Source organism: Pseudomonas sp. MF6751 (assembly GCF_016613265.1).
Lineage (GTDB): Bacteria > Pseudomonadota > Gammaproteobacteria > Pseudomonadales > Pseudomonadaceae > Aquipseudomonas > Aquipseudomonas fluorescens_BV.
Window position 1 is genome coordinate 155,435 of sequence record NZ_JAENSV010000003.1, and the last position, 19,217, is coordinate 174,651.

Consider the following 19,217-nt stretch of genomic DNA (forward strand, 5'->3'; position numbering starts at 1 on the left):
CCTCTTATTGTTCTGTCAGCGTGCGCACATCAACGCCGCTTTCGAGATGCGCCAACTGGGCGTCATCGCTGATGCCAAAACCGATCTGTGTCACCGCCATCGCGGCAATCGCCGTGGCCCGGCGCAGGGTGTGCTCCGGCGTGTCGCCACTGAGCAAACCGTGGAGCATCCCGGCCAGCAGCGAGTCCCCGGCCCCCACGGTACTGGCCACTGCCACCTTGGGCGGCGTGGCGTGCAGCGCCGCACCCGGGCGGTACCAGGTCACGCCTGCGGCCCCGTCGGAGACCACCACATGTTCGACGCCTTGCTGATGCAGGCGGCTGATGGCATCGGTGGTGTTACCCAAGGCTTCGGCCAACTCTTCGGTATTGGGTTTGACCAGCCACGGGCCAACCTCCAACCCCAGGCGCAGCGCCTCGCCGCTGGTGTCCAGGGCGACTTTCAAACCGAGGTCCTTCAACGCCTCCAGCAAACCTTTAAACCACTGCGGGCTGACGCCGCGCGGCAAGCTACCGGCCACCACGACCGCATCGAACTCCGGGCCAATCATCGCGACCATCTTGAGCAGCGCTTTTAGCGCCTCTTCAGTCACCAGCGGCCCCGGTGCATTGATGTCGGTGACACGCCCATCCTGTTCGGCAATCTTGATGTTGCTACGGGTTTCGCCGGGAACCCGGATGAAGGCATCGCCAAACCCACGGCGCTTGATCAGCGCATTGAAAGCCTGGGGGTTGGCGCTGCCGAGGAACCCGCCCACGCTGACGTAATGGCCCAGGTCGGCCAGCACTTGCGCCACATTCACGCCCTTGCCGGCCGCGTGGGTGAGCATCGCTTCACTGCGATTGACCTCACCGGGTTGCAGGTGCGCCAGACGTACCGTGAGGTCCAACGCCGGGTTCAGCGTCAGGGTCAGAATATTCGCCATCTACACGGCCTCCACTAGGGCACGCACTTCGGCGGGCGAACCCACCGCCAGTGCTTGTTGCGCCAGGCCCTGGGCCTCGCTCAGACTGAATTCACGCACCCGCGCCTTCACTTCAGGAATGCTGCGGGCCGACACGCTCAACTCATCCACACCCAGGCCGACCAGCACCGGCACCGCCAGCGGGTCCGCCGCCAACTCGCCGCACACACCTACCCATTTGCCGTGGGCATGGGCGGCGCGCACGGTGATGTCGATCAGTTGCAGGACTGCCGGGTGCAAGCCATCGGCCTGGGCCGACAGGGTCGGGTGGCCGCGGTCGATGGCCAGGGTGTACTGGGTCAGGTCGTTGGTGCCGACGCTGAAGAAGTCGACTTCCTTGGCGAGGACCGGCGCCAGCAGCGCGGCTGAGGGCACTTCGATCATGATCCCCAGTTGCAGGTCTGCCACTGGGATCTCCAGGCGCAGGCGCTCGGTCATGTCCCGGGCGGCGCGCCACTCATCCACGCTGCCGACCATGGGGAACATGATGCGCAGCGGGCGATTGTCCGCTGCACGCAGCAATGCGCGCAGTTGCGCTTCCATGATCTGCGGGCGTTGCAACGTCAGGCGAATGCCGCGCACACCCAGGAAGGGGTTTTCCTCTTCGGCGATCGGCCAATAGGGCAAAGGCTTGTCGCCGCCCACATCCAGGGTGCGCACCACCAGCGGGCGACCATTGAGGCCGTCGAGTACGCGCCGGTATTCGGCCTCCTGGGTGGCCTCGTCCGGCGCCTGGGGGTGGGCCATGAAAATCAGTTCGGTGCGCAGCAGGCCAATGCCTTCGGCGCCCTGCTCCACTGCGCTGGCCACCCCGGCGCTTTCGCCAATGTTGGCGAACACTTCCACGGCGTGGCCGTCACGGGTCAGCGCCGCTTCATGGCGCTGGGCCGATGCGGCTTGCAAGCGCTGTTCGCGGCTGTCGCGCTCCACGGTGGCCCGTTGCAGGGTGGCGGCGTCGGGGTCCACATGCAGGCGACCACGCTGGCCATCGAGCAACAGTGGCGTGCCCGGGTTGAGCAATAACACCGCAGCGCCAGCGCCGACCAAGGCCGGAATGCCCAGGGCGCGGGCGACAATGGCGCTGTGAGCGGTGGCGCCGCCCCGGGCGGTGAGAATGCCGGCAACGCGGGCCGGGTCCAGGCGCGCCACGTCCGAAGGGCCGACCTCTTCCATCACCAGAATGTAGGGCTCGCTCGGTTCCTGCACGCTCTGGACGCCGCACAACTGGGCCAGCACGCGGCGGCCGATGTCACGCAAGTCGGCAGCACGCTCGGCCAGCAAGGCATCCTGCAAGGCTTCCTGTTGCTTGGCGGCGGCTTCGATCACGCTCATCCAGGCGGCTTCGGCGCTTTCGCCCTGCTTGAGGCGGGTGTCGACTTCGTCGGTCAGTTCCGGGTCGTCGAGCATTTCCTGGTGGGTGATGAAAATCTCGCGGATGGCCTTGGCCTGGCTACGCTCGATCAAGCCCTGGATATCCGTGCGCACGTCGCTCAAAGCGGTGTGCAGGCGCTGGCGTTCGGCGGCGGCGGATTCACCGCGCAGCGGGTAATCGAACACCTGCGGCACCTGGATATGGGCCGGGCCGATCGCGATACCCGGCGCGGCGGCAATGGCCTGGAGTTGGCTACCGCTCAGTGGCGCGCTGAGCACCGGCTCGATATCGACCTGTGCGGGCTGTGCGCTCACCGTGGGCAAGGGCTCGACCTCTTCGCCAAGGCCCTCTTGCACGGCGGCCAAGAGGGCGGGCAGTGCATCGCCGGCCACCGTCGGCTCGGCCACAAACTCCAGCACCTGGCCACGACGTGCGCCGAGGCTGAGCAACTTGCTCAGGCTTTTGACCGACACGGCGCCCACCGCGCCATCGACGATGCGTACGCGGATATCGCCGTCAAAACTTTTCGCCAATTGCGCCAGGATCTTGGCCGGGCGCGCGTGCAGGCCGTGGGCGTTGGCCAGGGTAATACGGGCGCTGGGCCAGTCCGGCGGCAGTTCACCACCCAGCACTTCCAGCACCGCGCGGCTGCTGGTGGCGCGTCCCAACTCCTGGCCGCGCCCTTCAATCAGCAAGGCACACAGGCGTTCAAGCAGGGTCTGGTGCGCTTCACCGAGGCTCGCCAGGCAGAACAGGCCGTGCAAGGGCTGGCCGAGGTAACGCATAGGTTTGTCCGGCGTCACAAAGGCCAGGCCCGGACGCTTGACCGTCTGCTCGCTGTGCAACCACCACAGGCCATCGCCCAGGGGCAGCGCGTCGACTTGCTGCAATACGGCGGCAAAGCCATTGCTCACGCAGTCGGCCTGGCGCAGCAGGCGCGCACCGCGCCACACCAACTCTTCAAAATCATCGGCCGACACGCCCAGGCTGATCATCTGCGCATCCAGCGCCAGTTCCTGGGGCGCGCCTTGCAACAGTTTCAACAGCGCTTCGGCACTGCCGGCACGGCGCAACGCCTGGCCCAGGTCGGTTTCACCGAGGGCACGGGTGAGCAGTTGCAACAGGCGCAGGTGTTCATCGGATTTAGCCGCGATGCCAATCGCCAGGTAGACGATCTGGCCATCGCCCCAGTCCACTCCTTCGGGGAACTGCAGCAGGCGCACACCGGTGGAAAACACTTGGTCGCGGGTTTCTGGCGTGCCATGGGGGATAGCAATGCCTTGGCCGAGAAAGGTCGAGCCTTGGGCTTCACGGGCTTGCAAGCCACTGAGATAACCTTCGGCAACCAGGCCATCGGCCACTAATTTGTCAGCGAGCAGGTGCAAGGCAGCAGATTTATCCACAGCGACCTGGCCCATGGATATCTGCTCTACAGTGAGCTCAAGCATGCCGTTCTCCTAGTTAGTGCGACGGGCGCACTAGGTATTGTTGTAGGTAAATATGTTCAAAATTAACTGACTGAGCGGTCAATTGGCAGTGGTCACTCAGTAGCGAACATCGTAAAAATACGCTTGCTGAAACGTTTAATCTAGAATTTATGGCAGATTACGCGTTAATTACGCAAGCTTGAAGGGCCACTCGGCGCTTGCTGTGGGACATTGGTCGAATGCAGGAATCGGTTACGATTGGACAAAATGTCGGGGCGAGCGCCAAAAAACAAGGAAATCCCGGTTTGAAACTCAGTGATATCGCACGCCTGGCCGGTGTGTCCGTTACCACCGCCAGCTATGTCATCAATGGCAAGGCCGAACAGCAGCGCATCAGCAACGCCACCGTTGAGCGTGTGCGTGCCGTGGTCCAAGCCCATGGCTTTACCCCCAACCCTCAAGCCGCGGGGCTGCGCAGCCGGCATACGCGGACCTTGGGGTTCATCCTGCCAGACCTGGAAAACCCCAGCTACGCACGCATCGCCAAACTGCTGGAACAAGGTGCACGGGCGCGGGGCTATCAGTTACTGATCGCCAGCTCCGATGACGAAGCGGACAGCGAGCGCCAACTGCTGCAACTGTTCCGGGCGCGGCGTTGCGATGCGTTGTTCGTCGCCAGTTGCCTGCCGGCCAGCGATGACAGCTATCGCGAGCTGCAGGCCAAGGGGCTGCCGGTGATTGCCATCGACCGGGAGATGGAGCCGAACCAGTTCTGCTCCGTGGTCAGCGACGACCACCAGGCCTGCCAGCAACTCACCAGCAGCCTGCTGCAACCGTTGCCCAAGCAGATCGCGCTGATCGGCGCACGGCCCGAGCTGAGCATCAGCCAGGCGCGTACCGCCGGCTTCCGCGATGCGCTGCAAGGCTTTACGGGCGAAGTGATCATCGAACAGGGCGAAGCCTTCAGTCGTGACTGCGGCCGAGAGCTGATGGAGCAACTGCTGCAACGCCTGGGGCATCTGCCGGACGCGCTGGTAACCACCTCCTACGTACTGCTGCAAGGCGTGTTTGATGCGCTGCATGACTTCCCTCTCAAGTCACGCCCCCTGCGCCTGGGCACCTTCGGCGATACCCAGTTGCTGGATTTCCTCCCGCTGCCGGTCAACGCCATGGCCCAGCAACATCAGTTGATTGCCGAGACCGCCCTGCGCCTGGCCCTGGCCGCCATTGAAGAAGAACAGTACCAACCCGGCGTGCATGCGATTGGCCGGACCTTCAAGCAGCGTATCCACGAGGCCTGAGCGTGGAGCTGATCGACACCCACACGCACCTGGACTTCGAGGACTTCGACCAGGATCGCTCGCACGTCCTCGCCCACAGCCGTGAACTCGGCGTGCGGCGCCTGGTGGTGCTGGGGGTGTACCAGAAAAATTGGCAGCGGCTGTGGGACTTGGTGCAACAGGACGAAGGCTTGTTCGCCGCCTTCGGCTTGCACCCGGTGTATCTCGATGAGCATCGCCCCGCCGACCTGCTGGAGCTGGGCGACTGGTTGACGCGCCTGCATGGCCACCGGCAACTGTGCGCCGTGGGCGAAATTGGCCTGGATTACTTTCTTGAACAGTTGGACCACGAGCGCCAGCAACCGCTATTTGAAGCCCAACTGAAACTCGCGGTGGATTTCCAGCTGCCGGCCTTGCTCCACGTTCGCCGCAGCCACACCGCGGTAATTGCCACCCTAAAGCGTATCCGCCTGCCCAGAGGCGGCATCATCCATGCGTTCGCCGGCAGCGTTGAAGAGGCACGCGAGTACATCAAGCTCGGGTTCAAACTGGGCCTGGGTGGCGCTGCCACCTGGCCCCAGGCCCTGCGCATGCACCGGGTACTGGCCCAATTGCCCCTCGACGCCGTGGTGCTGGAAACCGACTCGCCGGATATGGCCCCGGCCATGTACCCCAACCAGCGCAATAGCCCGCAGCACCTGCCAGACATATGCACGGCCCTGGCCGAGCGCATGGGTATCAGCCCTCTATTGCTGGCTGAGGCGAGCACACGCAATGCGTGCGAGCTGTTCAACTGGTAGCGCACTGATGGCCTGCAAGTTCAAGGTCATTGTCTGGCGATGACGGGCGTAGCGCACCACCAGCAGATGGATCAACACCGCGACCAGTGAAATGTTGAACTGCGCGATGACACTGAGCAGCCCCAGCCACTCGGCGACCAAGGCCACCAGCAAGGTCGCGCACGTCAGCATGATCATGCTCGGCCGCACCAGCGCCCATTGGTCCAGGGCTCTGAACTGGCGCAACTGCTTGACGCAGCCCAACTGCAACCCGCAGTGGCAATACATACAGTCAAAAGGCACATCGATGGCGATGGCGTTCAGTTGCCAAGGCTTGAGTTCAAACGTCATGTTGCACTGGGCGCAATGCCCCCTGATACCGATTGCGGCGGCCATCGTTTTGTCCCCTCGTGACCGTGACGGATGAAATAAATTTTCACCTATTCACGCCCCGATAAAACACGCATCGGTAAATCAAGACATGGGCCACAGGGCCCGTGGCTCCGCCCTTCAGAACCTCCCTACACCCGAAACGCACCAATCAATTGCTTCAACTCAACCACCTGGGTTGCCAGTTGTCGACTGGCCGCTTCCGTGTGCTGGGCGCCTTGCGCTGCATGCTCGCCAGCACGGTTGATTTCGACAATGTTCTGGTCGATGTCGTGGGCGACCGCCGTTTGCTGCTCCACGGCGGCGGCGATTTGCTGGTTCTGATCGACGATCATCCCAACTGCCCCCAGGATATTTTCCAGGGCTTGCTGGACTTTTTCCGACTGCCCCACCGTGCCATTCGCCATTTCATGGCTGCTGCCCATGGCCTTCACCGCCGCGCCCACGCCGCTGTGCAAGCGGCTGATCATCTGCTCGATTTCCTCGGTGGAGTGCTGGGTGCGCCGAGCCAGGGTGCGCACCTCGTCGGCCACCACCGCAAAACCACGCCCTTGGTCACCGGCGCGCGCGGCTTCGATGGCCGCGTTGAGCGCCAGCAGGTTGGTCTGCTCGGCAATGCTCTTGATCACTTCCAGGACGCTGCTGATGGACTGGCTGTCGGCAGCCAGTTGGTTGATCACCCGCACCGATTCGTCGATCTCCGCCGCCAGGCGGGCGATGCCGCCTTGCTGGGATTGCACCAGCGCACGCCCGGTGACCGTTTCATCATTGACGCTCTGGGCACTACTGACCGCCGCCGCCGCGCTGCGCGCCACCTCTTGGGCGGTGGCGGACATCTGGTTCATGGCGGTCGCCACTTGTTCGATCTGGCTGCGCTGGCCGGACACCGCCTGGTTACTCTGTGCCGACACCGCCTGCACCTGGCCGGCCTGCAACTCCACCTGGCTGACCGTATGCCCAACACGTTCGATGAGGTCATGAATCTTGGCCACGGTGCCATTGAACACCTGGCCCAAGTCGCCCAGCTCGTCGCGGCTTTGGGCAACGAAGGTGACCGTCATGTCACCTGCCGCCACTTTGTCCATCATCGCCCCCAGGCGGCGCAAGGTGGTGCGGGTGGAGACAAAGAAACCGGCATAGAGATAGAAAATCAGCGCAAACACCGCCGCCAGTGCCGTGACCAGCAACACCATATGCAGGCGGTTTTGCGCCAGCCGCTGCTGCAACTGCTGCCCGAGGAACGCCAGGGTGGCGTCATCCAATTGATAGGTCTTGGCCATCAACTGGCTGACGCCGTCATAAAAACCCTGCCAAGACGTATCGAGGGTCTCGGCCATCACCACCTGCTCTTCAAAAAACTCACTGCCTTGCTTGAGGCTGGCCCGGCTGGCTTGCGCCGAAACGTCGAGGGCTGCATGCGCGGCCTGGCTGGCGCCCAACGCGTCCTGCAGCTTCAAGCCATATTCCCCGTGGAGTTTTTCCAGCTGCTGCAGCAGTTCGTCAAAACGGGTGCTGGAGGATGAATTGATAAAGCCCTGCCCCAGGGAGTACGCGCCCATCGCACGGCCTTCGCCCAAGGCCTGGGTGACTTGAGGGGTGACGGTGGTGACCAGATCGCTGAGCTGGCGCAGGTCACTTTGCGGATCACGGCTCAAGCCGGCTTGGCTGGCAATGATCTGGCTGAACATCTGGGCCTGGTTGAGTAACTTGCCGATCAACGCCGCTTTGTTGAGCAACGAGGTTTCCTGCTGCTGGGCCTTGAACGCGGCGATCAACTCGTCGCGCTTACTGTCGAAGACGGCAACTTGCTCGGGCTGGGTCGCAATGGCGCGCAGGCCCTGCAAGCGCTCCACCACGCTGGCTTCCAAGGCGCTGATCCTGGTCTCCAGGTCTGCTGCTTTGCCGGACTGGCCAAGGGTGGCATTGATCTGGACCTGGTTGTTGAGGGTTTCAAGGTCGCGGCGCAACGCCAGGCTGCTGCCGAGCAGGTCGAGACTCTGCAGTTCGACCCGGGTGCCCTGGTATTCACGCCAGGAGTCGCGCACCAGGTAATAGTTGGTCGCCAGCATCGGCAGCAGGAACAGCACACTGATCAGGCTGAACTTCATGCCGAAACTCAGGCGGTTCATCAGCGCGACGGCGGGATAGAGCAAGCTCTTCACAGGTGACCTCCCCTTCTTTTATTTTTATTGAGGCGCAGGGCGGCGGCAGATAGCCACTATTTGGCGCTCTATCTGTATAGCTCAATTCGAAAGGGAGTTTTGTAACGTAAGGTTAACGGCGGGAGCGATGGATACCCCCGCCGCTATCACTCAGGGCAACACCGTCCAGATGGCAAACCCGGCATACCACAGCACCGCCGCACGCAGCAGCAGTTCCCACAGGCGATCCAGGCTGTTGATGCCATCGGCCCCCACCACTGGCGCAGGAATTTCCGCGGCGGCCAGGCCGACTCTTTCCACCAACTGTGCCGCGCTGATGTCCCAGCTCAACAGTTCGTGGAGCATCACACGGCTGACCCCGACGAAATTACCCACCAAGGCAAAGCTGGCCGCCAGCAGGCGTACCGGCAACCAGTCAAACGCGTGGCGCAATTGCGTGGCGCGCTCGGCCACCAACGGGTTCTGGCTGTTTTCGCTGGCCAGCGCCAACAGGCGGTAGGCCAGGGCGGCCACCGGGCCCAGTAGGAAATACCAGAAAATCACCGCGAAAAAGCTTTGATACGCCTGCCACAGCAGGTAGCCCTGGACGCGCTCCAGCAATTGCTCGCCACTGTCGGCGCCAAGTTTGAGGTCACGTTCGGCCACATGCTCGGCCGCTTGCAGGTCACCGCGCCGCCAGGCGTCGCGAAACGGCCCCAGCCCCGCCAATAGATCGCCACGGCCCAGGCTGTAGATCACCACCAGCAAGTGCACCGGCAATGCCAACAGGCCATAGGCCACCGGCTCCAGGACCAGCAACAACAACGCCAGCAATGCCACCGGCAGCAGCACCAATATCAGCAGGATCAACCAGGGGCGCTTGCCCATGCGCGGGCTCGATTCCAGCTTGGCCAGCTCACGCAGCCATCCACCGTCACGCTGCAACCGCAGGCGCAAGGCCGAGAACTTCTCGATCCACACGGCCAGCACCAACACCAGGAAACTCATCGTTCGTGTCCTCCATCCTGCAGGGCGCTGCGAAAGCGCGCCCAATCAAAAGCGGGGCCCGGGTCGGTCTTGCGCCCCGGAGCGATGTCGCTGTGACCACAAATACGTTGGCGGGTGATATCTGGGTATGCGGCCAGCAGTTGGCGTGTCAGGTCGATCAGCGCCGCATACTGGGCATTGGTAAACGGTAGGTCATCCGTGCCTTCCAGCTCGATTCCCAGAGAGAAATCGTTGCAGACCTCGCGCCCTTCAAAGACGGAAATACCGGCATGCCAGGCACGGTCGCGGCACGAAACAAATTGCGTCACAGTGCCGTCACGTTCAATCAGAAAATGCGCAGACACTCGTAGGCTCGCAATCCCTTCAAAATAGGGATGCTCTGAAATATCCAGGCGGTTCTGGAAAAATTCCTGCACCTTGCCGGTGTTGAACTGCGCCGGGGGCAAACTGATGTTATGCACCACCAACAGCGAGATTTCGCCTTCAGGGCGCTCGTTGAAGTTGGGCGAAGGGCAATGACGAATGCCCTGGCACCAACCGCTGGCGGGGTCCAACTGCATACAGGCTCCTTGAATGAGAAGAGGTGTGACCAGTATGCCGCGTTCCACCCTGCGGTTGCGATCACTTGCCGCGATTGAGTTGCCGCAGGTTGCCCACCACCGCTGCCAGCGCACGCTCGAACAGCGGGCCATCGTCCAAGGCGTGCAGGACGCCCTGCTTGAACGCCAACGCTAACTGGCTCGCGCTTTTCTCCAACACCTTGAGGCCGGCGCGGCTGACAAAAACATAGGTATCGGCGGGCGGCATGATGGCGGTCAATTTGCAGCGCAGGGTACCGGCTTCATGTTGCTGCAGCGCTACCCAGGTACCGGCTCGCAACTGCTTGGCTTTGAGCAGGTCGGGGTCATCATGGGGCAGTGGTTCGTCGGCACCTGGCGGGCCAGCCCCCAGGATAAAAGGCTCACGGACTTCAACCAGCACCTCGCCGTCGAGCGGCTGAACATGCATGGCCTGCAACCGCAGGAAGAACTCACGGGTACTGAAAGGATCGAAGGCCGCACTGGCCAACCCGTCACGCAAGGCCTTGAGCAGCCCGGGTAATTGCTCGAGCAAACGCCGGCCCGCTTCGGTGTCTTCACGCAGGCCGACGCTCCAGATCAATTCATCCAGGGTGCGCAGTGCCGCCTGCCACTGCAGCGATTGTTCACCGTGCTTGAGAACGGCCACTAACAGCACCTGGCTCCACGCCTGCTGCACAAATTGCAGCACCGATGGCGGCAAGGTTTTGCCCACGAGCCGCCGATTGAGCACGTGCGCCACACACTGGCGCGCCACCTCGACCTGCAGGCGCTCTTGCTCGGCGTCACGGGTATGTCGCTCAAGTCGCTCGCTGCGCTTGCGCTCTTGGGCTATGAATGCGCTGAACGTGGTGAGCAACTGGGAGAAAATCGCTGGGTCTTCGACGAACTCATTCAGCACACGCTGTACGAGTTGCTCGATACACAGATAGAGGTTGTCCCGTGGGTGGTCATGGGGCGGGCTCCAGCCGATGACGGCACTCGCGATGTCATTGAGCAAGCGCCGCGCCGGATGCTCCGCGCAACTGAACAGGCTCTTGTCCAGCACCGCCACTTTCAGCAGCGGGATCTGCAAGCGAGCGATCAGCGCCTTGAAAACGTCCGGCACACTGCTGTCATCGAACATGAACTCGAACAGCATGGCGACCAGATTGATCACATCTTCGTCTGCCTCTTCTAATACCTTCGACTTGCCGCTTTTGACGCTGCCCCGGGTCAGCAACTGTTCCAGCTGGTTGCGCAGGTCGAAATCGTCCTCGCCACCGGGCTCCGGGACATATTGCTGCAAATGCGACAATAGCCGTAGCAGATCGCGGGTGGCAATCGGCTGCGGCTCGGCACTGGCTTCAAGGGTCGGGGCCACGCTGCCACGCACGGCTACCAGTAACTTTTGCAAGGCACTGAACGCTTGCTGGCCGCTTTTATCCCGCGGCGGGTCGGCCACCGCTTGGCGGGTGTAATGCTGGTGCTCCCGGGCCTCGCGCCCGCCAGCTCGACGGGACGGGACCGTCTTGAGTTGCGGCAATACGCCGGTGGCGATCAGCAATTGGTTGGCCTCGCCATACAACAGGTCGGCATCACTGAGCACGTATTTCTCAAACAGCTTGAGCATGACCAGCTTGACGCGAATCTCCACCCCCAGACTGCGCCCTGCTTGCAGGAAAAACTCACAAAGCCGCGCAGGGCCCAAGGGGTTTTCAGGGTCCTCCAAGCGCCTGCCGAGCAGTTCACTCAAGCGTGCGTTCAACTGCCCCAGGGCCAAGCCATCACGATGCCGCACCCTACCGAGCATCGCCTCCAGAGCCACGGCTTTTTCCACGTCATCCGCGCTGGTGCCGGGTGCCGCCTCATAAGACACCACCGGCACCAGGTGTGCACCGCTGCACCGGGCCTGCCCCAGGTTGGCAAACGCCACAAACAGCTGCTCCATGAACACGCGCTCGAAGTTCTTGCGCTTGAGGCGCAGGTCGCGCATGGCCTCGAAAAAAATATGATGGTCAACGGTGCTACGGGCCTTTTCGGCCATTTCGAACAGGGTGTCGTCGGCGTTATCGAACAGTTCCTGCAAGCCTTGCTGCAACTGTTGCGCAGCCTTGTCACGCACCTGCAGCAACACCACCGGCAGGCGCGCGAGCGGCGATGGCGTGGCCTGTGCCCTGTTGATAGGCACCACCTTCCCGTCATTGTGCATCCTGGCCTCCTGAAACGGCGGTTTTGAGCGGTGGAGAGACGGAGCGCAGGCCCGGCAGGCACTGCAAACACCCGATCACCACCAGGACGTCAAAGCTATGACGCCAATTGCAAGGCGCGAGATTATCTTGCAAACGAGGGCAGTTGCGCCAGCACACTCTGACTTTGTGCGGTAAATGAGTGGCGAGCCTGGGTTAGAACGCACGCTGGCCCTATAATCGAGGCACTTTGTTTGTGGAGCCTGTTATGCCGAACCTCCGTCTTGCCGACCTCACCGCCGAAATCGAAGCCAACGTGCGCCGCGCACTGCTGGAAGACATCGGCAGTGGCGACATCACCGCGCAGTTGATCCCGGCCGAACGGCTGGCCAAGGCCACGATCATTACCCGTGAGGCGGCTGTTATCGCCGGCACGGCGTGGGTGGATGCGGTGTTTCGTCAACTGGACCCACGGGTTGCTGTGCATTGGCAGGTGGCTGATGGTGAACGAGTGAGCCCCAACCAGGCGTTGTTCCACCTTGAGGGCCCGGCCCGCTCGCTGCTCAGTGGTGAACGTAGCGCGTTGAATTTTCTGCAATTGCTGTCAGGGGTTGCCACCCGTGCGCAATTTTTGGCGGACTTTGTCGCCAGCACCCAGGTCAAGCTGCTGGACACCCGCAAGACATTGCCCGGCCTGCGTTTAGCGCAGAAATATGCGGTGACCTGCGGCGGTTGCCACAACCACCGTATCGGGCTGTATGACGCGTTCCTGATCAAGGAAAACCACATCGCCGCCTGCGGTGGTATTGCCCAAGCGATCACCGCCGCCCACAAGATTGCCCCGGGCAAGCCGGTGGAAATCGAAGTGGAAAGCCTGGAGGAATTACGCGAGGCCCTGGCGGCGGGTGCCGACATCATCATGCTGGATGAACTGAGCCTGGAAGACATGCGCGAAGCCGTGCGCCTGAACGCAGGCAAGGCCAAGCTCGAAGCTAGCGGCGGGATCAATGAAACCACCTTGCTGCCTATCGCTGAAACCGGCGTGGACTACATCTCCATCGGCGCGATGACCAAGGATGTGAAGGCGGTGGATCTGTCGATGCGCCTGAGCATCTAGGAAACCATGCAGGCCGGGCGATTGTGGCGAGGGAGCTTGCTCCCGCTGGAGTGCGCAGCGCTCCCAAACCGTTCATCGACGTACACCTGATGTATTTCGATCACCCAATTTGGGGCTGCTTCGCAGCCCAGCGGGAGCAAGCTCCCTCGCCACAACAAGCCCGCCGTGCTTAGACCACCAGATTATTCATCTCGCAGTACTCGTCCCAATCGACACCCAGCACCTCGGCCGCCTCTTTGTGCAAGGCCAACCGCGCGGCCTCGAACTCTTCGGGTGTCGAGGTGTACTTGAGGGTCAGCTCCCAAGGCTGGAAGCCCTGGCTCTCGGCCTCATCTTCGAATGCCCACTGAATCTGGTCGCGCTGATCGTCGGCACTCAGGTCCTTGATCTCTTCTTTAAGCTGCGGCGTCGCTTCAAGGTAGTGCTTGAGCGCTTGTTCGTGCCGTGCTTCCTGGGTCATCTCAGTCGTGGTCATGTTGTTCTCTTAGATCGAGGAATGGGAATGCATCTGGGTCTTCAAGGTTGCGCAGATACAAAAGAGCGGGGGCAAATGCCCGGCTCACCTGGCCTTCAGAACCATTCTGGGATCATCTGAAAACATTGCCGTTGAAACAGTGGTGCCTGTGGTGCCCGAGACAGGAATCGAACCTGCGACCTTCGCGTTACGAGTGCGCTGCTCTACCGGCTGAGCTACACGGGCGGTGGGCTAAAGCTAGCACTGCATTGGGCATGCAGCAACCAACTCGCTCACCGCCCGGCGACTGTCACGCGCCGTTGGCGCCGCAGCCCTTGGCAGCATACTGAGCCTCTACCGTGGTGGCACAGCTCCAGCCGGTGGTGGCGCTGCGGGTCAAGGTGATGGTCTTGCCCAGCACGGGCGCGGGTGCATCAAGGATTTCACAACGCAAGGTACCTGCGCCCGAGGCCACATCGCCTGTCACTTCGATAGTGCAGTTGGCGGTAGGGCTTGTGCCCCCGATGAGGGCCAGGGTTGGCACGGTGCCCTGGTTGATGGCGTCCTCGTAGCCGGCCTTTAGCGCGCTGATTTCAGCCAACCCCGCCGTAAACTTGGCCTTGGCCTGGTGCTTGGTGTACATGGGCAGACCGATGGTGGCCAAAATGCCGATGATTGCCACGACGATCAATAATTCGATCAAGGTAAAACCTTTTTGACGCATCTCTTTCACTCTCCAGAATAGAACCATGACAAGGCGCATCCTGCGCCCCGTAGTGTGCAACGGCGCCAGTGTACTCATCCCCACGCAGCCGTTCGCCTGCAAGACGCACAATCTGACATTTTATCGCCCAGCGCCAGCCTGCCCGAATTCGCCACCTGACTAAGCTATAAATTCTTCACGACCTGGGTGCGCCAACCTCACATGAACGACACGTCGACAATCTATGCCTGGGAAGGCATCAACCGCAAAGGCCGCCGGGTTTCCGGGCAAATCGCCGGGCATAACCTTGCGCTGATCAAGGTACAACTGCGCCAGCAAGGGATCTGCCCTGAGCGTGTGCGCAAGAAATCTTACGGTTTACACATCTTCAAGACGCGAATAACGCCCGCAGATATTGCCCTGTTCACTCGCCAGTTAGCCACCTTGCTCAAAGCCGGCATCCCGCTGCTGCAAGCCTTCGACATCATCAGCGAAGGCGTCGAAAACCTGCAGCTGCGCGAACTGGTGAAGGCGTTGAAACAGCACATTGCCAGCGGCCACCCCTTGGCCGCTGCCCTGCGTCAATATCCCCGCTACTTCGATGAGTTGTATTGCAATCTGGTAGCAGCTGGCGAAATAGCCGGCGCCCTGGAAACCTTGCTCGAGCGCGTGGCGATTCATCTGGAAAAAAGCCAATGGCTCAAAACCAGGATCAAGAAAGCCATGACCTACCCTGTCGCGGTACTGGTAATTGCCACAGGGGTGAGCACAGTCCTGTTGATTCACGTTGTGCCGCAGTTCCAGAACTTGTTCGCCGGGGTCAACGGCCAATTGCCCGGGTTTACCCTGGCGGTCATTGCACTGTCGGAACTGTTGCAACAAGCGTGGTGGATGCTGGCGCTGGGCGTGGGCGCCATAATGGTCGCTGGGCATCACGCCTATCGAACTTACCCGGGCTTTCGCCATTGGTTGGCGGCAGGTTTGTTGAAAGTGCCCGTGGCAGGCAAACTGCTGCACAAATCTGCGGTTGCTCGCTACGCTCGCACACTTTCCACCACCTTTGCGGCGGGCGTCCCTCTGGTACAGGCATTGGGTTCGGTGGCCGGCGCCGTCGGCAATGGCCCCTTCAAACAGGCAATCGAACGTATGCGCCACGATGTATCCGCAGGCATGCAGTTGAATCAATCGATGCATAACAGCGGCCTGTTCCCAGGCATGGCGATCCAGATGACCGCAATCGGGGAGGAGTCCGGCACCCTGGACCACATGCTGGAAAAAGTCGCGAACCACTATGAGTCAGACGTGGAGACCTTGGTCGACAACCTCACCAGCCTGATGGAGCCGCTGATCATGGTCGTATTGGGGGGGATTGTTGGCGCGCTGGTAGTCGCCATGTACCTGCCGGTGTTTCAATTGGGGACGGCGTTTTGAGCCTGCTGCTGAGCGAACATCCCTTGGCGTTTGTTGGCCTGGCGCTGGTGTTGGGCCTGATCGTCGGCAGCTTCCTCAATGTGCTGGCGTGGCGCCTGCCCAAAATGCTCGAGCGGGAATGGCGTGCCCAGGCCCGTGAGATTCTCGACTTGCCAGCCGAGCCCGGTGGGCCGACCTATAACCTGATGCACCCGAACTCCTGCTGCCCGCACTGCAATCAACCGATTCGGCCTTGGGAAAATATCCCGGTGCTCAGCTACCTGCTGCTCCGGGGGCGTTGTGCCCACTGCCGCGAGCCCATCGGCCTGCGTTACCCCCTCACCGAACTCGCGTGCGCGCTGATCTCAACCGCTGTCGCCTGGCACTTCGGCTTCGGCTGGCAAGCCGGCGCGGTGATGCTGTTGAGTTGGGGCTTGCTGGGCATGAGCCTGATTGATCTGGACCACCAACTGCTGCCGGATGTGCTGGTGCTGCCGCTGCTATGGCTGGGGCTGATCCTCAACAGTGCTGACCTGCTGACGCCACTGCCCGATGCAGTGTGGGGCGCGGTCATCGGCTACATGAGCTTGTGGTGCCTGTTCTGGCTGTTCAAGCTGGCCACCGGCAAAGACGGTATGGGCCATGGCGACTTCAAGTTATTGGCCTTGCTGGGAGCCTGGGGCGGCTGGCAGATTCTGCCGATGACCCTGCTGATGGCCTCGCTGCTGGGCGTGTTTGCCGGGCTGATCCTGCTGCGTTTGCGTAAGGCCCAAGTGTCAGCGCCAATGCCGTTTGGCCCCTGCCTGGCAATTGCCGGCTGGATTGCATTGCTCTGGGGTGGTCAAATAACCGACTTCTATTTGCAGTCTGTCGGTTTCAGATGACCACTTCTGTTGCAACACCCTGGATTCTTGGGCTCACGGGCGGCATTGGCAGCGGCAAAAGCGCTGCGGCCGAGCACTTTATCAAGCTGGGCATCGACCTGGTGGATGCCGATCATGCCGCGCGCTGGGTGGTCGAGCCTGGCCGCCCTGCCCTGGCACGCATCGCCGAACATTTCGGCGCCAGCGTGCTGCAACCCGACGGCCGACTGGACCGTGCCGCGCTGCGAAAACTGATCTTTGAGATCCCACAAGAGCGCCTGTGGCTGGAAGCCTTGCTGCACCCGCTGATCGCCGAGGAAATTCGCAGCCACCTGGCACGCGCCCAATCGCCCTACGCGATCCTGGTGTCGCCGCTGCTGATCGAGTCCGGGCAGTACAGCATGACCCAGCGCATCCTGGTGATCGACGTGCCGCAATCGCTGCAGATTCAGCGTACCCTGCAGCGCGACGGCATCAGCGAACAACAGGTGCAGGCGATTCTCAAGGCCCAGTCCAGCCGCGAAGACCGCCTGAACCATGCCGATGACGTGCTGGTCAACGATAAGGACCTCGCCTGGCTGCACGGCGAGGTCGAGCGACTGCACCACTTTTACCTTACTTTGCGTGGAGGCCGATCATGAGCCAACCCTTGACCGTCGACTGCCCAACCTGCGGTGCACCCGTGGAATGGAAAGCGACCAACCTCAACCGACCGTTCTGCTCGGACCGTTGCAAGCTTATCGACCTGGGCGCCTGGGCCGCTGAAGAACACAAGATTCCCGTGGCCCCTGACGCCGAAGATGAACTGTTTTCCGAAGACCTGCCGCCGCGCCACTAAGGCCGCATAAAGGCATATTCCTGCTGGTCGTCGAGGTTTTCTGCAAGGTATTGCAACTCGTCGGCCAGGTCTTCAAAACTGCGTACCCCCTTGCTTTGCTGCACCACCGCACTGAGCATGGCGCGCAAGGTCAAGCCGGGGTCAAAACCGATTTCCTGCGCTGCATCCTGGCTTCTGCGCAACTCCTGCCGTGCCCACTCGTACACACTCATGATCCGTGCTCCTGAAAATTTTGCAGAGCATGGACCCGCGCCGCTGCCTGGCATTTGACCTGGATCAACGCCGCGAATCGTCGTCCTTCCACGGCGCCGAGAGGTAGCGGGTACGGTTGAACGTCTCCAGCCATTCCGGGCAAAACACCACCAGCGCGCTGATGACCATGCCGTTGATGAAAGCTTCGGGAAAGATGATCAGCCATAGGTAACCGACAAAATCTTCCAACCACTCAGGCATCGCAAAAAGACCGTCTAACCACAACAGGCCCAGGCCGGCCAACAGGCACAGCAATGCCGACAGTGCGGCAGCAAAAAAGCCCGAACAGAAGATATACACAAAGGGGTTTCTCGGCTGCGCCCGTTCTACCAGCAGCGCGCACCCTTCGGTGACCAGCACTGGCAGCACGATCAGCAGCAGGCCATTGATGCCAAGCGCGGCCAGGTCCTGGCGCCCCAGCAACATCAAGCCAAGCTGGGCGGCAAAGCCTCCGACGATTGCCAGCGGCCAATCCAGCAGCAAGGTCACGGCGGTCATGCCGATAAAGTGGTAGGACACGCCGGTATCGAAATCCCGTCGCACCAGCCACAGCATGAACAGCGCGAACACCGTACCGAACAGCAAATGCTGGCGCCGACGGTCGGCAAACATCTCCACCCATGGCGAGCGCAGGATCGCCCACATCATCACTGGCGCATATACCAGCCAGCCGAAGCCGAGAGTCTGGGGTGCCAGAACAGCTGCACTGATCACGGATGCTCTGCCTTCACCAAAAACCTCATCACACACCTCGTCCCTGGGCCTGTTTCACGCAAGCATTCTACACCCGGGTTTTAAGGCAAGACTTCCTGTGGTCATCATTTGAACGCTAAGCTGCGACTATGGATGACTCAGATTATTTGCGCCTGCTCACCGTAGCAGCCGAACAAGCCAATGCGTTTCTGTCCAATGCCCGCAAGTGGGAGCGTGAGCGTTGGGTCTGCCAGCGCCTGTTGCAAGGCTTGAATGTGCCCTACCGTGTCGAAGAATTCCACGCAGCGGGCCAGGAGCCGCCCGACGTGTTGTTTCGCGACGCCAGCTTCGAGGTCTTTTTTGTGTTGGATGAGGGCCGCCGCCTGAACGACGAGTGGCGCGATGAGTTGCTGCGCAGGCGCAGTGCTTTCTCCTTGAGCCAACTGGTACGGCGCGAAGCCAAGCCACGGCGAATCCCCGCCCATGAATTCCTCCTGCGCCTGGCCCCCACACTGCGTAAAAAAGCCCACAACTATAAAGAGCGCGGGATGGACCTGGGGGAGTTGGACCTCATTGCGTTTACCAGCCTCAAGCGCGAAGTATTGGACCTCAACAGCCATTTTCCGCCGCCGACCGAATACCTGCGCCAGGGCTGGCGCTCGCTGTCACTGGTGGGTCCAACCTTCGCCAGGGTGCTGTTTGCACATCCCGATGCGCCGGACTTCTTGCGCAACAATCTGGGCCGCAGCATAGTGTTTGATGTCGGCATCAGCCTTTGAT

19 protein-coding genes, 1 tRNA gene and 1 pseudogene are annotated in these 19,217 nt (G+C 61.5%); 8 read left to right on the plus strand and 13 right to left on the minus strand.

Annotation, left to right across the window (positions count from 1 at the left end; all coding sequences use genetic code 11):
* Positions 1-4 precede the first annotated feature (4 nt).
* Together pfkB and ptsP are read right to left on the minus strand one after the other, a co-directional pair.
* Positions 5-925: a 1-phosphofructokinase gene (gene pfkB, locus JJD66_RS04135; RefSeq protein WP_200647627.1), complete on the minus strand. Its 921-nt coding sequence runs from the start codon at positions 923-925 to the stop codon at positions 5-7.
* Positions 926-3,784: a phosphoenolpyruvate--protein phosphotransferase gene (ptsP, locus tag JJD66_RS04140; RefSeq protein WP_200647628.1), complete on the minus strand. Its 2,859-nt coding sequence runs from the start codon at positions 3,782-3,784 to the stop codon at positions 926-928.
* A 284-nt stretch (positions 3,785-4,068) separates the two neighbouring features.
* On the opposite strand from ptsP, the gene cra reads away from it, so the two are divergent.
* Positions 4,069-5,064, plus strand: a complete 996-nt coding sequence (gene cra / locus JJD66_RS04145) for a catabolite repressor/activator (protein ID WP_098949587.1) — start codon at positions 4,069-4,071, stop codon at positions 5,062-5,064.
* Positions 5,065-5,066: 2 nt separating this feature from the next.
* Positions 5,067-5,843 (plus strand): TatD family hydrolase, encoded by a 777-nt coding sequence (locus JJD66_RS04150; protein WP_200647629.1) that lies wholly within the window; start codon positions 5,067-5,069, stop codon positions 5,841-5,843.
* Here JJD66_RS04150 and JJD66_RS04155 read toward each other — a convergent pair.
* The 6 genes and pseudogenes from JJD66_RS04155 to JJD66_RS04175 form a co-directional block, all read right to left on the minus strand.
* A complete protein-coding gene (locus tag JJD66_RS04155; protein WP_054896896.1) occupies positions 5,790-6,218 on the minus strand; it encodes a hypothetical protein in 429 nt (142 codons plus the stop codon). The two genes, JJD66_RS04150 and JJD66_RS04155, sit on opposite strands and share 54 nt — an antisense overlap.
* A gap of 125 nt (positions 6,219-6,343) precedes the next feature.
* On the minus strand, positions 6,344-7,273 hold the full coding sequence (locus JJD66_RS28365; RefSeq protein WP_371262625.1) for a methyl-accepting chemotaxis protein: 930 nt from the start codon (positions 7,271-7,273) through the stop codon (positions 6,344-6,346).
* A pseudogene (locus JJD66_RS28370) lies at positions 7,250-8,341 on the minus strand (methyl-accepting chemotaxis protein); the annotation flags it as partial. The gene JJD66_RS28365 and the pseudogene JJD66_RS28370, both read right to left, overlap by 24 nt.
* 183 nt (positions 8,342-8,524) lie before the next feature.
* A complete protein-coding gene (gene ampE / locus JJD66_RS04165) occupies positions 8,525-9,361 on the minus strand; it encodes a regulatory signaling modulator protein AmpE (RefSeq protein ID WP_034126259.1) in 837 nt (278 codons plus the stop codon).
* Positions 9,358-9,921 carry a 1,6-anhydro-N-acetylmuramyl-L-alanine amidase AmpD gene (gene ampD / locus JJD66_RS04170; protein WP_054896894.1) on the minus strand — a complete coding sequence of 188 codons (564 nt, stop codon included), beginning with the start codon at positions 9,919-9,921 and terminating at the stop codon, positions 9,358-9,360. Before ampD ends, ampE begins: the two co-directional genes overlap by 4 nt.
* Before the next feature lie 61 nt (positions 9,922-9,982).
* Positions 9,983-12,130, minus strand: coding sequence for a DUF1631 domain-containing protein (locus JJD66_RS04175; protein WP_200647630.1), 2,148 nt, complete (start codon positions 12,128-12,130; stop codon positions 9,983-9,985).
* A 245-nt stretch (positions 12,131-12,375) separates the two neighbouring features.
* Here JJD66_RS04175 and nadC point away from each other — a divergent pair, with 245 nt between their 5' ends.
* Entirely contained in the window at positions 12,376-13,224 is an 849-nt protein-coding gene (nadC, locus tag JJD66_RS04180; protein WP_034126256.1) for a carboxylating nicotinate-nucleotide diphosphorylase, read from the plus strand.
* Positions 13,225-13,393: 169 nt separating this feature from the next.
* Here nadC and JJD66_RS04185 read toward each other — a convergent pair whose 3' ends face one another.
* The 3 genes from JJD66_RS04185 to JJD66_RS04195 form a co-directional block, all read right to left on the minus strand.
* Positions 13,394-13,699: a DUF6388 family protein gene (locus JJD66_RS04185; RefSeq protein WP_198862421.1), complete on the minus strand. Its 306-nt coding sequence runs from the start codon at positions 13,697-13,699 to the stop codon at positions 13,394-13,396.
* 149 nt (positions 13,700-13,848) lie between these two features.
* Positions 13,849-13,924, minus strand: a tRNA-Thr gene (locus tag JJD66_RS04190).
* Between the two features lie 64 nt (positions 13,925-13,988).
* Entirely contained in the window at positions 13,989-14,402 is a 414-nt protein-coding gene (locus tag JJD66_RS04195) for a pilin (RefSeq protein WP_034126254.1), read from the minus strand.
* Between the two features lie 201 nt (positions 14,403-14,603).
* On the opposite strand from JJD66_RS04195, the gene JJD66_RS04200 reads away from it, so the two are divergent.
* Genes JJD66_RS04200 through yacG form a run of 4 tightly spaced genes read left to right on the plus strand, consistent with a single transcriptional unit; the run spans position 14,604 to position 17,492 of the window.
* On the plus strand, positions 14,604-15,812 hold the full coding sequence (locus JJD66_RS04200; RefSeq protein WP_200647631.1) for a type II secretion system F family protein: 1,209 nt from the start codon (positions 14,604-14,606) through the stop codon (positions 15,810-15,812).
* Complete coding sequence (locus tag JJD66_RS04205) at positions 15,809-16,675, plus strand: prepilin peptidase (protein WP_200647632.1); 867 nt, start codon at positions 15,809-15,811, stop codon at positions 16,673-16,675. The genes JJD66_RS04200 and JJD66_RS04205 overlap by 4 nt, the downstream gene beginning before the upstream one ends.
* Positions 16,672-17,295 carry a dephospho-CoA kinase gene (gene coaE / locus JJD66_RS04210; protein WP_200647633.1) on the plus strand — a complete coding sequence of 208 codons (624 nt, stop codon included), beginning with the start codon at positions 16,672-16,674 and terminating at the stop codon, positions 17,293-17,295. The genes JJD66_RS04205 and coaE overlap by 4 nt, the downstream gene beginning before the upstream one ends.
* Positions 17,292-17,492, plus strand: coding sequence for a DNA gyrase inhibitor YacG (gene yacG, locus JJD66_RS04215; protein WP_003188437.1), 201 nt, complete (start codon positions 17,292-17,294; stop codon positions 17,490-17,492). The genes coaE and yacG overlap by 4 nt, the downstream gene beginning before the upstream one ends.
* Here the strand turns inward: yacG and JJD66_RS04220 are convergent.
* Positions 17,489-17,704 (minus strand): hypothetical protein, encoded by a 216-nt coding sequence (locus JJD66_RS04220; RefSeq protein WP_003171680.1) that lies wholly within the window; start codon positions 17,702-17,704, stop codon positions 17,489-17,491. The genes yacG and JJD66_RS04220 overlap by 4 nt on opposite strands.
* A gap of 64 nt (positions 17,705-17,768) precedes the next feature.
* Complete coding sequence (locus JJD66_RS04225; RefSeq protein ID WP_200647634.1) at positions 17,769-18,458, minus strand: energy-coupling factor ABC transporter permease; 690 nt, start codon at positions 18,456-18,458, stop codon at positions 17,769-17,771.
* 128 nt (positions 18,459-18,586) lie between these two features.
* Here JJD66_RS04225 and JJD66_RS04230 point away from each other — a divergent pair, with 128 nt between their 5' ends.
* Complete coding sequence (locus JJD66_RS04230) at positions 18,587-19,216, plus strand: DUF1780 domain-containing protein (RefSeq protein ID WP_003188431.1); 630 nt, start codon at positions 18,587-18,589, stop codon at positions 19,214-19,216.
* The last annotated feature ends 1 nt before the right edge of the window (position 19,217 follow it).

Bases quoted from the DNA above. Each gene is read 5' to 3' on its own strand.
- pfkB (WP_200647627.1), bottom strand. From the start codon at position 925: ATGGCGAATATTCTGACCCTGACGCTGAACCCGGCGTTGGACCTCACG.
- ptsP (WP_200647628.1), bottom strand. From the start codon at position 3,784: ATGCTTGAGCTCACTGTAGAGCAGATATCCATGGGCCAGGTCGCTGTG.
- JJD66_RS04155 (WP_054896896.1), bottom strand. From the start codon at position 6,218: ATGGCCGCCGCAATCGGTATCAGGGGGCATTGCGCCCAGTGCAACATG.
- JJD66_RS28365 (WP_371262625.1), bottom strand. From the start codon at position 7,273: ATGACGGTCACCTTCGTTGCCCAAAGCCGCGACGAGCTGGGCGACTTG.
- ampE (WP_034126259.1), bottom strand. From the start codon at position 9,361: ATGAGTTTCCTGGTGTTGGTGCTGGCCGTGTGGATCGAGAAGTTCTCG.
- ampD (WP_054896894.1), bottom strand. From the start codon at position 9,921: ATGCAGTTGGACCCCGCCAGCGGTTGGTGCCAGGGCATTCGTCATTGC.
- JJD66_RS04175 (WP_200647630.1), bottom strand. From the start codon at position 12,130: ATGCACAATGACGGGAAGGTGGTGCCTATCAACAGGGCACAGGCCACG.
- nadC (WP_034126256.1), top strand. From the start codon at position 12,376: ATGCCGAACCTCCGTCTTGCCGACCTCACCGCCGAAATCGAAGCCAAC.
- JJD66_RS04185 (WP_198862421.1), bottom strand. From the start codon at position 13,699: ATGACCACGACTGAGATGACCCAGGAAGCACGGCACGAACAAGCGCTC.
- JJD66_RS04195 (WP_034126254.1), bottom strand. From the start codon at position 14,402: ATGCGTCAAAAAGGTTTTACCTTGATCGAATTATTGATCGTCGTGGCA.
- JJD66_RS04200 (WP_200647631.1), top strand. From the start codon at position 14,604: ATGAACGACACGTCGACAATCTATGCCTGGGAAGGCATCAACCGCAAA.
- coaE (WP_200647633.1), top strand. From the start codon at position 16,672: ATGACCACTTCTGTTGCAACACCCTGGATTCTTGGGCTCACGGGCGGC.
- yacG (WP_003188437.1), top strand. From the start codon at position 17,292: ATGAGCCAACCCTTGACCGTCGACTGCCCAACCTGCGGTGCACCCGTG.
- JJD66_RS04220 (WP_003171680.1), bottom strand. From the start codon at position 17,704: ATGAGTGTGTACGAGTGGGCACGGCAGGAGTTGCGCAGAAGCCAGGAT.
- JJD66_RS04230 (WP_003188431.1), top strand. From the start codon at position 18,587: ATGGATGACTCAGATTATTTGCGCCTGCTCACCGTAGCAGCCGAACAA.